The organism is Paraburkholderia sp. PAMB 6770 (genome assembly GCF_057748135.1).
In genome coordinates this window covers 632,541-650,237 of the sequence record NZ_CM173238.1, presented here as the reverse complement: position 1 = coordinate 650,237, position 17,697 = coordinate 632,541, and the positions used below count along the sequence as shown (strand labels likewise).

Genomic DNA, 17,697 nt, shown 5'->3' with positions numbered 1-17,697 from the left:
CGCGCTTGCGCGCCCTCCCTCCACCGCCTGTCATCGAGCTTTCGCGCCATGTCCACCCGCGTTCTGCCTTCGACACGCTTCCGCTCGAAAACCGTCGCCGCCGCGCTGGCGTTCTTCACCGGCAGCCTGGGTGCGCACCGCTTCTACCTGTACGGTCCGCGCGACCCGTTCGGCTGGCTGCACCTGTGCGTCACGATGCTGGCCGGCATTCCCGGCGTGCTGCTGCTGATCGCCAGCGACCGCGCGTCGCTGCTCGGCTGGGCGCTCGCGATACCCGGGGCGATCTCGCTATTCGCCGCCTTCATCGCGGCGATCGCTTACGGGCTGCGCCCGGACGCGAGGTGGGACGCGCAGTTCAATCCTCACCTGTCGCGACGCAGCCGCTCCGGCTGGGCGGTGATCTTCGTGGTGATATTTTCCCTTTTCATCGGTGCGATGCTGCTGATGGGCGGTCTCGCGGTAACCGTCATGACCTATTTCGAGGCCCAGCAGCCCGCCGCCACCGCCGCTCGATAGCGCCCCCCGCGGCTAGAAAAGCGTCAGTTGCGCGTCACCGGGCCGGGGCGCGGGCGGCGGGTCCGGCCGCCTGAACAGCGACATGTCGAGCATGCCATACTGCCGGCGGTTCAGACCCAGCCTGCGGCACACCTGCGCGAAGCGCTGCTTCAGCAAGTCCGACCACAAGCCTTCGCCTTTCATCCGCGTCGCAAAGCGCGCATCGTAGTCCTTGCCGCCGCGCATGTCGCGCACACGGCTCATCACGCGCTCCGCGCGATCCGGGAAGTGCGCGCGCAGCCAGTCCTGAAACAGCGGCGCCACCTCCCACGGCAAGCGCAGCACAATGTAGCTGGCGCTCGTCGCCCCCGCCTGCGCGCACGCCTCGAGCACCCGCTCGAAGTCGGGCTCGGTAACGAACGGGATGACCGGCGCAACGCTGACTCCTACCGGAATCCCCGCCTCGCTCAACGCGCGGATCGTGCGTAGCCGGCGCGCCGGCGCCGCCGCGCGGGGCTCCAGCGAACGGGCGATTGCCGCATCGAGCGTCGTGATCGTGACGGCGGCCATGAACTGGCCGCGCGCGGCCATCGGCGCGAGCAGATCCAGGTCGCGTTCGATCAACGACGATTTCGTGATCGCCGCAAACGGGTGCCCGTGCGCATGCAGCACCTCGATGACCCGGCGGGTGATCCGCAACTCACGCTCGACCGGCTGCCACGCATCGGTATTCACGCCGAGCGCGATCGGCTCCGGGACATAGGTGCGCCTTGCGAGCGTCTGCGCGAGCAGTTCCGGCGCGTTGACCTTCGCGTAGATACGGCTCTCGAAGTCGAGCCCGGGCGACAGCCCGAGATAGCTGTGCGTGGGCCGCGCGAAACAATAGATGCAGCCGTGCTCGCATCCCCGGTACGGGTTCAGCGATACGTCGAACGGGATGTCCGGCGACGCGTTGCGGTTGAGGATGCTTTTCGCGCGCTCCTCGAACACCTGCGTGCGCAGCACCGCAGGCTCGTCGTCATCGCCGTTGCTGCTCTCGTGGGTCCAGCCGTCGTCGACCGCCTCGCGCTGGTCGGGTTCGTAGCGCCCCTGCAGATTGGTCACCGCCCCGCGTCCCTTGCGGGGCGCGGGCGGGGCAAGCGGATACTCGGCGTCGAAATCGGTCACGGGACATCCAGACAGGGTAAGGCAGGCGCTCGGCCGGTGCCGCCAGCGGCGCGACAGCCCAGCCGTGGCAGCCTCCGCCGCGACGGCCGGGCGGACGGACGCTACCCCGCGCAACCCGGCTAAAGCGACATAACGACAAAGCAGCAAGGCAGCAAAACGGCAAAAAAACCGCCGCCAATACTGTATAAATATACAGTATTGGCGGCCTTTGTCGAGCCCCTGCTTATGCCCGCGCGACTCATTCGCCGACGTCGATCGTGAGCGATTCCTTGATCTCCTCCATCACCACATAGCTTTTCGACTGCACCGCGCCGGGCAACTGCAGCAGGATGTCGCCGAGCAGTTTGCGGTAGTCGGCCATTTCGCCGATCCGCGCCTTGATCAGGTAGTCGAAGTCGCCCGACACCAGATGACATTCGAGCACCTCGGGAATCTTTTGCACCTCGCGCCGGAACTGGTCGAACATGTTGCCGCTCTTGTGATCGAGCGTGATCTCGACGAATACCAGCAGCGCCGCGCCGAGCTCCGCCGGATTGACACGCGCGTGATAGCCCATGATCACGCCGTCGCGCTCCATGCGCTTCACGCGTTCGATGCACGGCGTCACCGACAGGCCGACTTGCTCCGCGAGGTCTTTCATCGCCATGCGGCCGTCTTGCTGCAGCAGCCGCAGGATCTTGCGGTCGAGCTTGTCGAGCGTGCGGACGGGTTGACGTTGGGTTCGCATGCATTCCTCTAAATGTTTTTACTGAAAATCAAGAAAATACAATAACAAAACCTAGATGACAGTCAATACCATAGCGGTTAACACTGGGTAAAACGCATTTCACCGACGTTTCGCGACGGTTTTGTGTCGCGATGGCCTGGCCCTCGCGGGCGAAAGCGGCCGGTGCATCCGTCAGCCCGCAAAAAACCTCTCTGGAGCAGCTATGCGAGTCGTCGTTTTGGGCAGTGGCGTCGTCGGCGTGACGAGCGCGTATTACCTCGCGCGCGCGGGACACGAAGTGATCGTCATCGATCGCGAAGCCGGCCCGGCGCTCGAAACCAGCTTCGCGAACGCCGGCCAGATTTCGCCGGGCTACGCGTCGCCGTGGGCCGCGCCCGGGGTGCCGCTGAAGGCCGTCAAGTGGATGTTCCAGAAGCATGCGCCGCTCGCGGTTCGCCTCGACGGCACGACGTTCCAGCTGCAATGGATGTGGCAGATGCTGCAGAACTGCACGGCCGGGCGCTACGCGATCAACAAGGCGCGCATGGTGCGGCTTGCCGAGTACAGCCGCGACTGTCTGCAGGCGCTGCGCGCCGATACGGGCATCCAGTACGAGGGCCGCGCCGGCGGCACGCTTCAGGTGTTCCGCACGCAGCAGCAGTTCGACGGCGCGGCGAAGGACATTGCCGTGCTGAAGGACGCGAACGTGCCGTTCGAGCTGCTGTCGGCCGCCGAACTCGGCCGCGCGGAGCCCGCGCTCGCCGCGGTATCGCACAAGCTGACCGGCGGATTGCGGCTGCCGGGCGACGAAACCGGCGACTGCCAGATGTTCACGACGAGGCTCGCCGCGCTGGCGGCGCAACTCGGCGTCCGGTTCCGCTACAACACGCCGATCGACGCGCTCGCGTCGACGGCGGGTCGCATCGCCGGCGTGCAGTGCGGCGGCGAACTGGTGCGCGCGGATGCGTTCGTCGTTGCGCTGGGCTCGTACTCGACGTCGCTGCTGGCGGATCTCGTGCGGATTCCGGTCTACCCTCTCAAGGGCTACTCGATCACCGCGCCGATCGTCAATCCGCATGCGGCGCCCGTGTCGACCGTGCTGGACGAGACGTACAAGATCGCCATCACGCGCTTCGACGAACGGATCCGCGTCGGCGGGATGGCGGAGATCGTCGGCTTCGACAAGTCGCTGCGCCGCGCGCGCCGCGAAACGCTCGAGATGTGCGTGAACGACCTGTTCCCGGGCGGCGGCGATACGTCGAAGGCGAGCTTCTGGACCGGACTGCGTCCGATGACGCCGGACGGCACGCCGATCGTCGGCCGTACGCCGGTGCCCAACCTGTTCCTGAACACCGGGCACGGCACGCTCGGCTGGACGATGTCATGCGGGTCGGGCCAGTTGCTCGCCGACCTGATGTCGGGCCGGAAGCCGGCGATCCAGGCGGACGACCTGTCGGTGCACCGCTATCTGGGCGAGCGCGGCGGCGCGGGGCAGCCCGCGTACGCGTAACGCGGCCCGCACGGCGCTCCGGAGCGGCATCGCATCGCATGAAAAACGGCGCCCGCGCGGGCGCCGTTTTTGTCTGTCCGGCGCGGGCAGTGATCGCTCCGCGTCGCCGCGTATCGCCGCGTATCGCCGCGCGTCGGACAGGCAGCTCGTCAGAACTGCGCTTCGGCAAGCGCGAGCACGCCCTCGTCGCCTTTCGCGCTGACAATCGCGACTTCCAGCGCCGCCGCCTGCGGCAGCACGTGCCCGGCATAGAACTGCGCGGTCGCGATCTTCGCGCCGTAGAACGCCGGATCGCTCGCGTGCTGTTCCTGCGCCGCCAGCATCGCGCGCGCCATCTGCCAGCCGCCGAGCACGATGCCCGCCAGCTTCAGATACGGCACGCTGCCGGCGAACACCGCGTTCGGATCCGCCTTCGCACGCGCGACGACGAACTCGACCACGGCGCCCAGCGCGCGATGCCCCTGCGCGAGCTGCGTGCGCATCGCGCCGAACGGCGCGCCAGGCTGCGCGGCCAGCGCGTCGAGCGTCTGCGCGATGCCGGCGAGCAGGTCCTTCGCCACCTTGCCGCCGTCGCGCAGCGTCTTGCGGCCCACCAGGTCGTTGGCCTGGATCGCCGTGGTGCCTTCGTAGATCGGCAGGATGCGCGCGTCGCGATAGTACTGCGCGGCGCCCGTCTCCTCGATGAAACCCATCCCGCCGTGCACCTGCACGCCGAGGCTCGTGACGTCGACGGACAGCTCCGTGCTCCAGCCCTTCACGACCGGCACGAGGAACTCGTAGATCGCGTGGTGCCGCGCCCGCGTCGCGTCGTCCGGATGACGGTGCGCGAAATCGCAGTGCGCGGCCGCCACGTAGGCGAGTGCCCGCGACGCTTCGGTCAGCGCGCGCATCGTCGCCAGCATGCGGCGCACGTCCGGGTGATGGATGATCGTCACCGCCTGCTTCGCCGAGCCGTCCACCGGACGGCTCTGCACCCGTTCCCGCGCATACGCGACAGCCTTCTGGTACGCGCGCTCCGCGATGCCCACGCCCTGCATGCCCACCGCGAAACGGGCCGCGTTCATCATGATGAACATGTATTCGAGGCCGCGGTTCTCCTCGCCCACCAGATGCCCGATCGCGCCGCCGTGATCGCCGAACTGCAGCACCGCGGTCGGGCTCGCCCTGATGCCGAGCTTGTGCTCGATTGACACGCAGTGCACGTCGTTGCGCGCACCGGTCGAGCCGTCTGCGTTGACGAGGAACTTCGGCACGATGAACAGCGAAATGCCCTTGACGCCCTCGGGCGCGCCGGGCGTGCGCGCGAGCACGAGGTGGACGATGTTCTCCGCCATGTCGTGCTCGCCCCACGTGATGAAGATTTTCGTGCCGAACAGCCGGAACGAACCGTCGCCCTGCGGTTCGGCGCGGGTGCGCACGAGCGCGAGATCGGAGCCGGCCTGCGGCTCGGTCAGGTTCATCGTGCCGGTCCACTGGCCGGAAATGAGCCTGGGCACGTAGGTCTGCTTCTGCGCGTCGGTGCCGGCGGTCAGCAAGGCTTCGATCGCGCCGTCGGTGAGCAGCGGGCACAGCGCAAAGGAGAGATTGGACGCGTTGAGCATCTCGATGCACGACGTCGCGATCAGCTTCGGCAGGCCCTGGCCGCCGAAGTCGAGCGGATGCTGCACGCCCTGCCATCCGCCGTCGGAAAACTGGCGGAACGCGTCACGAAAGCCGGGCGTGGCGGTGACGACCCCGTCCTTCCAGCGGCTGGGATCGCGGTCGCCTTCGGCGTTCAGCGGGGCAAGCACTTCGCCGCACAGCTTCGCGGATTCTTCGAGCACGGCCTGCGCCGTTTCGCGAGTCGCGTCTTCGAAGCCGGGAAGTGCCGCAATCTCGTCCAGACCAGCCAGATCCCGCATCACGAACAGCATGTCCTTGACGGGCGCCGCATAGCTCATTTCGTTCTCCTTCATGCTTGTGACTGGAAAAAGGGCGCCGGACTCTCGTGCCGGCGCCCCTTGCCGGGCGCCCGACGACGCCGCAGCGGGGCTCAGCCCAAAGCGCTGACGAGTTCCGGCACGACCGTGAACAGATCGCCAACCAGGCCATAGTCGGCGACGCTGAAGATCGGCGCCTCCTCGTCCTTGTTGATCGCGACGATCACCTTCGAGTCCTTCATCCCCGCCAGATGCTGGATCGCCCCCGAGATCCCCACCGCGATGTACAGCTGCGGCGCCACGATCTTGCCCGTCTGCCCCACCTGGTAGTCGTTCGGCACGTAGCCCGCGTCCACTGCCGCACGCGACGCGCCCAGCGCCGCATTGAGCTTGTCCGCCAGCGGTTCCAGCACCTTCGTGTAGTTCTCGCCGCTGCCCAGACCACGCCCGCCCGACACGATGATCGACGCGCTCGTCAACTCCGGCCGGTCGAGCTTCGTCACCTCGCGGCTCACGAACTGCGACAGCCCGCTGTCGGCCGCGGCTTCGAGCTTTTCCACGACCGCGCTGCCGCCTTCTGCCGCGACTGCGTCGAACGCCGTCGTGCGCACCGTGATCACCTTGACCGGGTCTTGCGATTGCACGGTCGCGATCGCATTGCCCGCGTAGATCGGACGCTCGAACGTGTCCGCGCTGCCCACCGCCGTGATGTCGCTGATCTGCGCAACGTCCAGCTTCGCCGCGATGCGCGGCGCCACGTTCTTGCCCGCCGCCGTCGCCGGCGCGAGGATGTGCGTGTAGTCCCGTGCGATGTCCAGCACCGTCGCCTCGACGTTTTCCGCCAGCCCCTGCTCCAGTTGCGGCGCGTCCGCCAGCAGCACCTTCGCGACACCCGCGATCTTCGCCGCCGCCTCCGCCGCCCCCTGTGCGTTGTGGCCGGCAATCAGCACGTGGATGTCGCCGCCCACCTTCTGCGCCGCGGCCACCGTATTCAGCGTCGCCGCCTTCACGGCCGCGTTGTCATGCTCTGCAATCACCAGAATCGTCATCTTGTCCGCTCCCTCACAGCACCTTGGCTTCGGTCTTCAGCTTCTCCACCAGCGTCTTCACGTCCGGCACCTTCACGCCCGCGCTGCGCTTCGGCGGCTCCACCACCTTCAGCGTCTTCAGCCGCGGCGTCACGTCCACGCCCAGGTCCTCCGGCTTCACCGTCTCCAGCGGCTTCTTCTTCGCCTTCATGATGTTCGGCAGCGTCACGTAGCGCGGCTCGTTCAGGCGCAGGTCCGTCGTCACCACCGCCGGCAGCGTCAGCGACAGCGTCTCCGCACCGCCGTCCACTTCGCGCGAGACGGTGGCACGGCCATCGGCAACCGTGACTTTCGACGCAAACGTCGCCTGCGGCAGGTTCGCCAGCGCCGCCAGCATCTGGCCCGTCTGGTTCGAATCGTCGTCGATCGCCTGCTTGCCCAGAATCACCAGCTGCGGCTGCTCCTTGTCCACCAGCGCCTTCAGCAGCTTCGCGACCGCCAGCGGCTGCAGTTCTTCGCTCGACTCGATCAGGATCGCGCGGTCCGCGCCGATCGCCAGCGCCGTGCGCAGCGTTTCCTGCGCCTGCGCGACGCCCGCCGACACCGCGATCACCTCCGTCGCCACGCCCGCTTCCTTCAGACGCACCGCCTCTTCCACCGCGATCTCGTCGAACGGGTTCATCGACATCTTCACGTTCGCGATGTCGACCCCCGTGCCGTCCGACTTCACGCGGACTTTCACGTTGTAATCGACCACTCGTTTGACTGGCACAAGAATTTTCATGCACACGCTCCAAAGTTACGAATACGTCAACCCAGCGCACATTATAGCGACCGCCCTCTGGCGGTCGTCGCGGTCGCGGGCTGCAGAACAGCGAGGATAGCGCTCCTCATCGGCGTGACAGCAATATCGAACGATCGTTCTATTTTAATCCCGAAAAAAACCCGGTGACAACCCCGGGGTTCCGACACCCGCCTCTAAATCGTCGGTCATGGCGCCCACCTGTCCGGGAGCCGCCAGCGGACTGCCGGGGCAGGTCGCTCGATGGACTTGCCGTGCCGTCACAGGCAACGCACGCTTTGCGCGCGTCGTCGCCGTGACGGCTATCAGGCCGAGCCGAGCATTCTAATGTCTCGCCTTCATTTCTCTAAATAATCAATTTCTGCCAATAAATAACCCAGAGAAATTAGAGGACGGCTCCCGCGAGCGGGCGTGCGCGTCCGCCGCGCGGGCGGCTATGATCGCGGCACGCTCGCGCGCCACCCGGAGAACAGCCTCGCGATGGAGACGACCCGCTTCACCCCCGCCCCGCCGCCCGCGCACGAACCGCCTCGCGAGTCCGGTACGGTCACGACCCGTGACGGACTCGCGCTGCCGCTCGTTCGCTGGCCTGCCGCCCGCGCACCCCGCGCGACCGTCGCACTGCTGCACGGACTCGCGGAGCATGCGGGCCGCTATGCGGCACTCGCCGCGCGACTCAACGCGGCGGATATCGAACTGGTCGCCGTCGACCTGCGTGGACACGGCCGCGCGCCGGGCCGACGGACCTGGGTCGACCGCTTCGACGACTATCTTCTGGATGCCGACGCGCTGGTCGGCGCCGCCGCAGCCGGAGAGAACGGTGCGTCACCGCGCCCGCCGCTGTTCCTGATGGGCCACAGCATGGGCGGCGCCATCGCCGCGCTGTACGCGCTCACGCGACTCGAACAGGGCGGCCGCCCGCTCGCTGGCCTGATCCTGTCGAGCGCCGCGCTCGCACCCGGGCGCGACGTCCCGCGCTGGATGCTGGCGATGAGCCAGATCATCAGCCGCGTGTGGCCGCGCTTTCCCGCCATGAAAATCGACGCGGCGCTGCTGTCGCGCGACGCGGCGATTGTCGCGGCGAACCGGAACGATCCGCTCGTGCATCACCGCGCGATTCCGGCGCGCACGGGCGCGCAGATCCTGCTCGCGATGCGGCGCATCGAGCAGGCGCGCGCGCGCTTGCGCACACCGCTACTGGTCTTTCACGGCACCGCGGACAAGCTCACCGAGCCCGACGGCAGCCGCGCGTTCGGCACGCACGCCGGCTCGCCGGACAAGACCTTGCGGCTCTACGAAGGGAGCTATCACGAAACGATGAACGACCTCGACCGCACCCGTGTCGTCGACGATCTGATCGGCTGGATCGACGCGCACGCGCACTGAGCGCTGAGCGCTGAGCGCTGAGCGCTGAGCGCTGGGCACCGGGCGCTGAGCGCCAGGCGCGGCGAGCTAGCGGCGCCAGCCCGGCTCGCGCCGCTCGATGAAGGCCTGCACGCCTTCGAGCGCTGCCTCGTCCATCATGTTGCAGGCCATCGTCTGGCCCGCCAGCTGATACGCGGCCTCGATGCCCATTTCCAGCTGGCGATAAAACAGGCCCTTGCCGATGCGCACGGCCTGTGCGGGCTTCGCGCAGATGCTCGCGGCCAGCGCGGCGATCTGCGCATCGAGTTCGTCGGGCGGGACCACGCGGTTGACGAGCCCGCGCCGCTCGGCGTCGTGCGCGTCGATGAACTCGCCCGTCACCAGCATCTCGAACGCCGCCTTGCGCGACAGGTTGCGCGACAGCGGCACCGACGGCGTCGCGCAGAACAGGCCAAGGTTCACGCCGGACACGGCAAAGCGCGCGGACTGCGCCGCGACCGCGAGGTCGCATGCCGCAACCAGCTGGCAGCCGGCGGCCGTTGCGATGCCATGCACGCGCGCGATCACCGGTTGCGGCATGCGCGCGAGCGTCAGCATCACCTTCGAGCAGCGCGCGAAAAGCGCTTCGTAATAAGCCCGCGACGGCGACGCCCGCATCTCCTTCAGATCATGGCCGGCGCAGAACGCCCGGCCCGCCCCGGCGATCACCACGACGCGCGCCGCGGACGCCGCAATCGCGTCCAGTTGCGTCTGCAGCGCGTCGAGCAGCGCCTCGGACAGCGCGTTGTACGCAGCCGGCCGGTTCAGCGTGACGCTCACGACGCCGGGCAGTCCGTAAGCGTCGTGCCCGATCCGCAGCAGGCCCTCGCCGGCGCCGTCGTGCGACGGCTCACGCTCAGTCATGATGTCGCTCCCGCGCCCGCAGACGCTCAGATTCCGGCCAGTGCGCGCACATGGGCCACGACGCTGCGGCCCAGCGCGGACAGGTTGTAGCCGCCCTCCAGACAACTGACGATGCGTCCGCGCGCATAGCGCTGCGCGATGTCGCGAATCTGGTCGGTCAACCACGTGTAGTCGTCCTCGACGAGGCCCATGTTGCCGAGATCGTCTTCGCGATGCGCATCGAAGCCCGCCGACACGAACAGCATCTCCGGCCTGAACGCATGCAGCCGCGGCAGCCATGCGAGGTCCACCGCCTCGCGGACATCCATCCCCTTCGAGCGCGCCGGCATCGGCACGTTGACCATGTTCGCCGCCTGATTGTCGGCGCCGGTGAACGGATAGAACGGATGCTGGAAAAAGCTGCACATCAGCACGCGCTCATCACCCGCGAACGCCGCTTCCGTTCCGTTGCCGTGATGCACGTCGAAGTCGATCACCGCGACGCGCCGCAGCCCGTGCACGTCCAGTGCATGACGCGCGGCGATCGCGACGTTGTTGAAAAAGCAGAATCCCATCGCGCGCGCCGGCTCCGCGTGGTGGCCGGGCGGGCGCACGCTGCAGAACGCGTTGTCGTAGCGGCCTTCGATCACCGCATCGGTCGCGGCGAGCGCCGCGCCCGCGGCGCGCAGCGCAGCCTGCCACGTATGCGGATTCATCGACGTGTCGGGATCGATCTCGGCGTAGCCCTCGCGCGGCGCGCGCTCGCGGATGTAGTCGAGATGCGCCTGCGTGTGGACGCGCAGCAGCGCGGCTTCGTCGGCGAGCGGCGCGAACTCGCGTTCGAGCAGCATGTCGATGCGGCTAGCAATCAGTTGATCCTCGATCGCCTGCAGGCGCCCCGGGCACTCGGGATGCCAGGGGCCCATTTCGTGCAGCAGGCAGTCGGAGTGGGAATAAAACGCGGTTGCCATGATTCTCCAGACGGCGCGCGAAGCGGGCGTGTCTCCTTTCTGCGGCGCGCCGGCGCAGCACGCCCTGTTCCAGTTACCCGCAAGTTACCACACGATGCGCGCGCGCCGCGCGCCGCCCGGATCGGGGCGCGGCTGCGCGGTGAGCCTCGGTTATACTGCGCGCGATACGCCCGTCGTCCCTGATCCGCATCTCTGGCACTGCACTTCCTGCTCACCATGACCTTCACGCCTGCCCTGTCCGCACGCCTTCCGCTTCGCCTGAGCGCCATTGCCGCCGCGCTTGTCATCGGCTGCTGCGCCGCTGCGGCCGACGCGCAGACCCGCGCCCCCGGCGCGCCGGTGCAACTGGCCCAGGCCCAGCCGCAGCAAACGCCGCAGAACGGACAGACCTTCGAAGAAGAAATCGTCCCGCAACGCTATGCGGACAATGCGGACGTGAACGGCTTCATCAACGACATGGTCGCGCGCTACGACTTCGATCCGGCTGCGCTACATCAACTTTTTGCCGGCGTCAGCTACTCGGCGACGGCGGTGCGGCTCGTGACGCCGTCCGGCAAGCCCGCCGTGAAGAACTGGGAGTCGTACCGCTCGCGCTTTCTCGACCAGGTCCGCGTGAACGCCGGCATGCGCTTCTGGCGCGACAACGAGGCGACGCTCGAACGCGCCTACGAGCAGTACGGGGTGCCGCCCGAAGTGATCGTCGGCATCATCGGCGTCGAGACGATCTACGGCCGCTACATGGGCAACTTCCGCGTGCTCGACGTACTGACGACGCTCGCGTTCGACTATCCGAACACGCCAAACCGGGCGGCGCGCGAGCAAACGTTCCGCAAGAACCTGGCGGACTTCCTCGTGTGGACGCGCGACGCGCAAATCGATCCGACCAGCGTGCTCGGCTCGTACACGGGCGCAATCGGCATTCCGCAATTCCTGCCCAGCAGCATCGTCAATTACGCGGTTCCGTTCGACGGCGGCAAACAGGTCGATCTGCGCACGAACGTCGCGGACGCCATCGGCAGCGTCGCGCACTATCTGAAGCAGAAGGGCTGGGAGAACGGCCGCCCGGTGATCTGGAACATCGCATCGGACACCGGCAGTCTCGGCATCGCGCAGGCTGCCGCCGACGGCCAGCCCGAGCCGCACTGGCCGCTCGAACAATTGCTGCGGGCCGGCATGCTGCTCGACGAGCCGGGCTTCGACGCGTCCGCCGAAGCCGGCACGCCGGTCACGGTCATCGATCTGCCGACACCGGGACAGCCGACGCAGTACAAGCTGGGGCTCGAAAACTTCTACGTGCTCACGCGTTACAACCACAGCTTTTTCTATGCGCTCGCCGTGTACGAACTCGGCAAGCGCGTCGAGGATCAACTGATCGCGGCGGGCGATCTGGACAGCCACGGCGCCCCGCTCGGGCTCGCGTATGAGACGCCGGCGGCGCCGGCTTCGGCCTCGGCTCCCGTTGCCGCCACCGCGCCGGGGTCGGCCACATCGTCCGCACCTGCTGCGCCTGCGGCACCCATGCAGCAGGCTACGCCGATGAGTCCGGCGCCCAGCGCCGCCCCGTCGGTCATTCCGCCGTCGGTGCCCGGCATGCCGGCTTCGCCGCCCGCGCCGGCGCCGTCAATGCCGCCCTCGATGCCGCCGCTTCTGCCCACGACACCGGGTTCGGACTCGCAGTAATCGCCATCTCGCGGCATCCGGCGCAAAAAAACGCCGGCCTGCTAGCCGGCGTGTGCGGACTGCGGGTCTCGTGCGCTTCCCGCGGAATCAGGCGGGGAACACACCGGTGGACAGGTAGCGGTCGCCGCGGTCGCAGACGACGAAAACGATCGTTGCGTTCTCGACCTGACGCGCGATCCGCAACGCCACTTCACATGCGCCTGCCGCAGAAATGCCGCAAAAGATGCCTTCGACTGCGGCGAGCCGGCGCGCCATCGCCTCGGACGCGGCCTGGCTCACGCTCTCGACGCGATCGACGCGGCTGCGCTCGAAGATCTTCGGCATGTACGCTTCCGGCCACTTGCGGATGCCGGGAATGCGCGACCCCTCCTCGGGCTGCGCACCGACGATCTCGATCGCCTGGTTCTGCTCTTTCAGATACCGCGACACACCCATGATCGTGCCGGTGGTGCCCATCGCCGACACGAAGTGCGTGATCCGGCCTTCGGTGTCGCGCCAGATTTCGGGGCCGGTGGTCTCGTAGTGGGCAAGCGGGTTATCGGGGTTCGCGAACTGGTCGAGAATGATCCCCTTGCCTTCGCGCTGCATCTGCTCCGCGAGATCGCGCGCGTATTCCATTCCGCCCGTCACCGGCGTCAGAACGATCTGCGCGCCGTAGGCCGCCATGCTTTGCCGGCGTTCGACCGACAGGTCCTCCGGCATGATCAGCACCATCCGGTAGCCGCGGATCGCGGCGGCCATCGCAAGCGCGATGCCGGTGTTGCCGCTGGTCGCCTCGATCAGCGTGTCGCCCGGCTTGATGCGGCCACGCTCTTCCGCCTTTTTGATCATCGACAGCGCCGGGCGGTCCTTCACCGAACCCGCCGGATTGTTGCCTTCGAGCTTGCCGAGAATCACGTTGTTGCGGCTGCGGATTTCGTCGTCCGGCAAGCGCACGAGCTGGACGAGCGGCGTATTGCCGATCGTGTCTTCAATCGTCTTGTAGGTCATATCGGAACGCGACGCCGTCGCTGTTTCTGGTCTGCAATCTGTCAAGTTTAAACTAGCGGCTGCGCAATTGCCGCGCGGCCCTGCGCGCAGCATGGGCGTGCGCCGCCGGGGCCGCGTCGCGGATGCAAAAAACCCGCGGCGGGATACCGCGGGAATCCGTCATCGAGACGACGGCTGAAGGAGCCGCGAGCGCGGCGGCACCGCCGCAGCCCATGCGATGCGGGCCGCGGTGGCCGCCGGCTATTTTTTCACCACCACTTCGGCGCCGTTTTTCGGCGCACCGGCGGCGGGCGCCGCACCGGATTTCGCCGCTGCCGCAGTCTGTGCGCCAGCAACAGCGCCAGCCGGTCCGACGCCCAGACCTTCGGCCTGCAGACGCTCGACCGTATGCCCGCCCATGCCCTTGACGCGCTTGCCGAGATCGGCCGCATCCTTGAACGGTCCGTGCGCTTCGCGCTCGTCGAGAATCGCCTTGGCTCGGGCTGCACCGATACCCTTGATGCCGCGCAGCGCCGCCTCATTGGCCGTGTTGACGTCGACCGCCGCATACGCGTGGCCAAAAGCGGCAAGCATTGCCGCCGTAACGATGAATTTTCGAAACATGTGGACTCTCCCTCGTACCCCCCGCCGGCGCCTGTCGCCAGCGAGGAGATTCCAGTCTAGAGGGGTCCTTGCGAGGCTTACAGCTGGCCGAACAGCCAACGCACGTAGCGATCGACCCCTTCCTGCACGCTCAGAAACGGCGCGTCGTAGCCGGCCGCGCGCAACTTCGCCAGGTCGGCCTGGGTAAAGCATTGATACTTGCCCCGCAGCGCGTCCGGAAACGGAATGTATTCGATCAGCCCGCGCTGAGCCTGCTCCGCAAGCGACAGCGGCGCCTCGCCGCCCAGCGTGCGCAGCGTGTTGACGACCGTCGACGCGATGTCGTTGAACGGCTGCGCGCGGCCGCTGCCCAGGTTGAAGATGCCCGACTTCTCCGGATGATCGAGGAAGTACAGGTTCACCTTCACCACGTCTTCGACCGACACGAAGTCGCGCGTCTGCTGGCCGGCCGCATAGCCGTTATATTCGCCGAACAGCTTCACCTTGCCGGCGGCGCGGAACTCGTTGAAGTTGTGGAACGCCACGGACGCCATGCGCCCCTTGTGCGTCTCGCGCGGCCCGTACACGTTGAAATAGCGAAAGCCCGCAATCTGGCTGCGCGCGTCTGGCAGCGCGCGCCGGATTACCTGGTCGAACAGGAACTTCGAATAGCCGTACACGTTCAGCGGTGCTTCGACCTCGCGCTCCTCGACAAAGCGCGTCGAGCCGCCGTAAGTGGCCGCCGACGACGCATAGAGGAACTGCACCCCCTGGGCCAGGCACGCATCGAGCACCGCGCGGCTATAGCGGAAGTTGTTGTCCATCATGTAGCGGCCGTCGGTCTCCATCGTGTCCGAGCAGGCCCCTTCGTGGAAAATCGCCCGCACCTTGCCGAACTCGCCGCGCGCGAAGCGTTCGACGAATTCGCTCTTGTCCAGGTAGTCGTCGATCTCGCAGTCGACCAGGTTGCGGAATTTGTCGGCGCGGGTCAGGTTGTCGACCGCGATGATGCGCTGTTCGCCGCGCTCGTTGAGCGCCTTCACGAGATTGCTGCCGATGAAGCCGGCCGCGCCGGTGACGATGAGAGTCATGATCGTCCTGCGAAAAGGGAGTCAACGGATGCGAGCCGCGCCGCACGCGGGGCGGCTCGCGACATCAGGAAAAGAGCTCGTCGTAGTCGACGGTGGCGGTGCCGAGCTTGCCGACCACGATGCCGGCCGCGCGATTGGCCAGCGACACCGCTTCGACGAGCGGTACGCCCGCGCCGAGCATGGCCGCGAGCGTGGCGATCACGGTGTCGCCCGCGCCCGACACATCATACACTTCGCGCGCGAGCGCCGATGCATGCAGCGCGCCACTGCCCGTGAAGAGCGTCATGCCCTCCTCGGAACGCGTGAGCAGCAGCGCGTCGAGGCCGAGCTGCGCACGCAAGCCTGTCACGCGCGCGTGCAGATCCTCCTCGGATTTCCACTGCCCGACCACCTCGCGCAATTCGGCCCGATTCGGCGTGATCAGCGTTGCGCCGCGGTAGCGTTCCCAGTCGTCGCCCTTCGGATCGACCAGCACGGGCTTGCCGGCCGCTCTCGCGCGCGCGATCATCTTCGTCACGTGCGTGAGGCCGCCCTTCGCGTAGTCCGACATCAGGATCACGTCGTGCGCGGGCAGCAGCATATCGAACCGCGCGAGCCCGGCGAGCAGCACTTCATGCGCCGGCGTATTCTCGAAGTCGACCCGCAGCAACTGCTGCTGACGCGACAGCACGCGCAGCTTGATCGTGGTCAGCAGGTCGGGGTCGCGCTCCAGATGCGGCACGACGCCGCTATGGCCGAGCAGCGTCACGATCCGCTCGCCCGGTTCGTCGTGCCCGACCACGCACAGCAGCCCGGCTTGCGCACCCAGCGCGACCGCGTTGCGCGCGACGTTCGCCGCGCCGCCGAGCCGGTCCTCCTGGCGCTGCACGTGCACCACCGGCACCGGCGCCTCCGGCGAGATGCGATTGACGTCGCCGAACCAGTAGCGGTCGAGCATCACGTCGCCCACCACCAGAACACGCGACGCCGCGAGCCGCGCGCGCGGCACCACGGGCGCTTCGGGCGCGGGCGCGGCCCGTTCGGCGATCGGATCAGACATGGGTCGACACAGCGGACGGTTGCAGATAGGGGCGGCCGATCGAGTGGTAATCGATCCCGAGGCTCGCCATCGCGTCCGGTTCGTAGAGGTTGCGGCCGTCGAACACCAGCGGCGATTTCAGCACCGATTTCAGATGCACGAAGTCCGGGCTCTTGAACGCCTTCCATTCGGTCACGATCACGAGCGCGTCGGCGCCCGTGAGCGTCTCGTCCTGCGTCGACGCGAAATGCAGACGCTCGAGCCGCGCCGGCGCGTCGTGCAGATCGAGCGCGAACACGCGGCGCGCCTCCTCGGTCGCGACCGGATCGTAAGCCCGCACGGTCGCACCGCGCGCGAGCAGTTCGGCCACCACGTTGCGGCTCGGCGCCTCGCGCATGTCGTCCGTATTCGGCTTGAACGCGAGCCCCCACAGCGCAAAGGTGCGGCTGCTCAGATCTTCGCCGAGCTTCGCGACGATCTTGCGCACCAGCACGTCTTTCTGCGCGTGATTCACCGCTTCGACCGCCTCGAGAATACGCAGGTTGTGGCCGCTTTCGTCCGCGGTGCGAACGAGCGCCTGCACGTCCTTCGGGAAACACGAACCGCCGTAGCCGCAGCCCGCATACAGAAAGTGATAGCCGATGCGCGGGTCGGAGCCGATGCCGCGGCGCACCGCTTCGATATCGGCGCCGACGCGCTCCGCGAGGTTCGCCATCTCGTTCATGAACGAGATGCGCGTCGCGAGCATCGCGTTGGCCGCGTATTTCGTGAATTCGGCCGATCGCACATCCATATAGAGCGTGCGCTCGTGATTGCGGTTGAACGGCGCATACAGGCGCTTCATCACCTCGCGGGCGCGCTGGCCGGCTTCGTCGTCGTCGCTGCCGATCACGATCCGGTCGGGCCGCATGAAGTCGTCGACCGCTGCGCCTTCCTTCAGGAACTCCGGGTTCGATACGACCGAGAACGGATGCGACGCGCTGCCCGTGAGGCCCCGCTTCGCGAGTTCCTCTTCGACCACGGCGCGCACGCGCTGCGCGGTGCCGACCGGCACCGTCGACTTGTCGACGATCACCTTGAAGCCGTTCATCGTGCGGCCGATGTTGCGCGCGGCTTCGAGCACGTACTGCAGGTCCGCGGAACCGTCTTCGTCCGGCGGCGTGCCGACCGCGATGAACTGGACTTCGCCGTGCGCGACCCCCGCTTCGACATCGGTCGAGAACGTAATGCGCCGGGCCGCGCGGGTGCGCCGGATCATCTCCTGCAAACCCGGCTCGTGAATCGGCACGCCGCCTTCGTTGAGGATGTCGATCTTGCGCGGATCGACATCGAGGCAAAACACGTCATGGCCGATTTCCGCGAGGCACGCGCCGGTGACAAGCCCGACGTAGCCGGTGCCGATAATGGTGAGTTTCATACACGTTCCGGTAATGAAGTCCGGTGAGAAATGCGCTTCGTTTTCGTCAACGTAAAGCCCGCTGCGCGGTGCGG

Annotated in this window: 15 protein-coding genes and 1 pseudogene; 4 read left to right on the top strand and 12 right to left on the bottom strand. The window is 67.3% G+C overall.

The window, feature by feature from the left end:
* Positions 1–48: 48 nt before the first annotated feature.
* A complete protein-coding gene (locus AC3AP7_RS03090) occupies positions 49–516 on the top strand; it encodes an NINE protein (RefSeq protein WP_475765685.1) in 468 nt (155 codons plus the stop codon).
* Between the two features lie 12 nt (positions 517–528).
* Here the strand turns inward: AC3AP7_RS03090 and AC3AP7_RS03085 are convergent, their stop codons facing one another.
* A complete protein-coding gene (locus tag AC3AP7_RS03085) occupies positions 529–1,662 on the bottom strand; it encodes a PA0069 family radical SAM protein (RefSeq protein WP_475765687.1) in 1,134 nt (377 codons plus the stop codon).
* Positions 1,663–1,900: 238 nt separating this feature from the next.
* Positions 1,901–2,389 carry an Lrp/AsnC ligand binding domain-containing protein gene (locus AC3AP7_RS03080; RefSeq protein WP_475765689.1) on the bottom strand — a complete coding sequence of 163 codons (489 nt, stop codon included), beginning with the start codon at positions 2,387–2,389 and terminating at the stop codon, positions 1,901–1,903.
* A 202-nt stretch (positions 2,390–2,591) separates the two neighbouring features.
* Between AC3AP7_RS03080 and AC3AP7_RS03075 the strand changes: the two genes are divergently transcribed.
* On the top strand, positions 2,592–3,878 hold the full coding sequence (locus tag AC3AP7_RS03075; protein ID WP_475765691.1) for a D-amino acid dehydrogenase: 1,287 nt from the start codon (positions 2,592–2,594) through the stop codon (positions 3,876–3,878).
* Positions 3,879–4,027: 149 nt separating this feature from the next.
* On the opposite strand, the gene AC3AP7_RS03070 is transcribed toward AC3AP7_RS03075, so the two are convergent.
* The 3 genes from AC3AP7_RS03070 to AC3AP7_RS03060 all read right to left on the bottom strand — a co-directional run bounded on the left by AC3AP7_RS03070 (position 4,028) and on the right by AC3AP7_RS03060 (position 7,609).
* Positions 4,028–5,818, bottom strand: coding sequence for an acyl-CoA dehydrogenase (locus AC3AP7_RS03070; protein WP_475767820.1), 1,791 nt, complete (start codon positions 5,816–5,818; stop codon positions 4,028–4,030).
* A 92-nt stretch (positions 5,819–5,910) separates the two neighbouring features.
* Complete coding sequence (locus AC3AP7_RS03065; RefSeq protein ID WP_475765693.1) at positions 5,911–6,846, bottom strand: electron transfer flavoprotein subunit alpha/FixB family protein; 936 nt, start codon at positions 6,844–6,846, stop codon at positions 5,911–5,913.
* 13 nt (positions 6,847–6,859) lie between these two features.
* Positions 6,860–7,609, bottom strand: a complete 750-nt coding sequence (locus AC3AP7_RS03060) for an electron transfer flavoprotein subunit beta/FixA family protein (RefSeq protein ID WP_475765694.1) — start codon at positions 7,607–7,609, stop codon at positions 6,860–6,862.
* 498 nt (positions 7,610–8,107) lie between these two features.
* Here AC3AP7_RS03060 and AC3AP7_RS03055 point away from each other — a divergent pair, with 498 nt between their 5' ends.
* On the top strand, positions 8,108–9,013 hold the full coding sequence (locus AC3AP7_RS03055; protein WP_475767822.1) for an alpha/beta hydrolase: 906 nt from the start codon (positions 8,108–8,110) through the stop codon (positions 9,011–9,013).
* Between the two features lie 66 nt (positions 9,014–9,079).
* Here AC3AP7_RS03055 and AC3AP7_RS03050 read toward each other — a convergent pair whose 3' ends face one another.
* Both AC3AP7_RS03050 and AC3AP7_RS03045 read right to left on the bottom strand, forming a co-directional pair.
* Positions 9,080–9,895 (bottom strand): enoyl-CoA hydratase, encoded by an 816-nt coding sequence (locus AC3AP7_RS03050; protein WP_475765696.1) that lies wholly within the window; start codon positions 9,893–9,895, stop codon positions 9,080–9,082.
* A 26-nt stretch (positions 9,896–9,921) separates the two neighbouring features.
* Complete coding sequence (locus tag AC3AP7_RS03045) at positions 9,922–10,845, bottom strand: histone deacetylase family protein (protein ID WP_475765698.1); 924 nt, start codon at positions 10,843–10,845, stop codon at positions 9,922–9,924.
* 216 nt (positions 10,846–11,061) lie between these two features.
* On the opposite strand from AC3AP7_RS03045, the pseudogene mltB reads away from it, so the two are divergent.
* A pseudogene (mltB, locus tag AC3AP7_RS03040) lies at positions 11,062–12,297 on the top strand (lytic murein transglycosylase B); the annotation flags it as partial.
* Positions 12,298–12,612: 315 nt separating this feature from the next.
* Here the strand turns inward: mltB and cysM are convergent.
* The 5 genes from cysM to AC3AP7_RS03015 form a co-directional block, all read right to left on the bottom strand.
* Positions 12,613–13,515 (bottom strand): cysteine synthase CysM, encoded by a 903-nt coding sequence (cysM, locus tag AC3AP7_RS03035; RefSeq protein WP_475765700.1) that lies wholly within the window; start codon positions 13,513–13,515, stop codon positions 12,613–12,615.
* Positions 13,516–13,755: 240 nt separating this feature from the next.
* Entirely contained in the window at positions 13,756–14,118 is a 363-nt protein-coding gene (locus AC3AP7_RS03030; protein WP_475765702.1) for a ComEA family DNA-binding protein, read from the bottom strand.
* 77 nt (positions 14,119–14,195) lie between these two features.
* A complete protein-coding gene (gene rfaD / locus AC3AP7_RS03025) occupies positions 14,196–15,188 on the bottom strand; it encodes an ADP-glyceromanno-heptose 6-epimerase (RefSeq protein WP_475765704.1) in 993 nt (330 codons plus the stop codon).
* Positions 15,189–15,252: 64 nt separating this feature from the next.
* Complete coding sequence (gene rfaE1, locus AC3AP7_RS03020; RefSeq protein ID WP_475765706.1) at positions 15,253–16,227, bottom strand: D-glycero-beta-D-manno-heptose-7-phosphate kinase; 975 nt, start codon at positions 16,225–16,227, stop codon at positions 15,253–15,255.
* Positions 16,220–17,623, bottom strand: a complete 1,404-nt coding sequence (locus tag AC3AP7_RS03015; protein WP_475765709.1) for a UDP-glucose dehydrogenase family protein — start codon at positions 17,621–17,623, stop codon at positions 16,220–16,222. The genes rfaE1 and AC3AP7_RS03015 overlap by 8 nt, the downstream gene beginning before the upstream one ends.
* Positions 17,624–17,697: the final 74 nt, after the last annotated feature.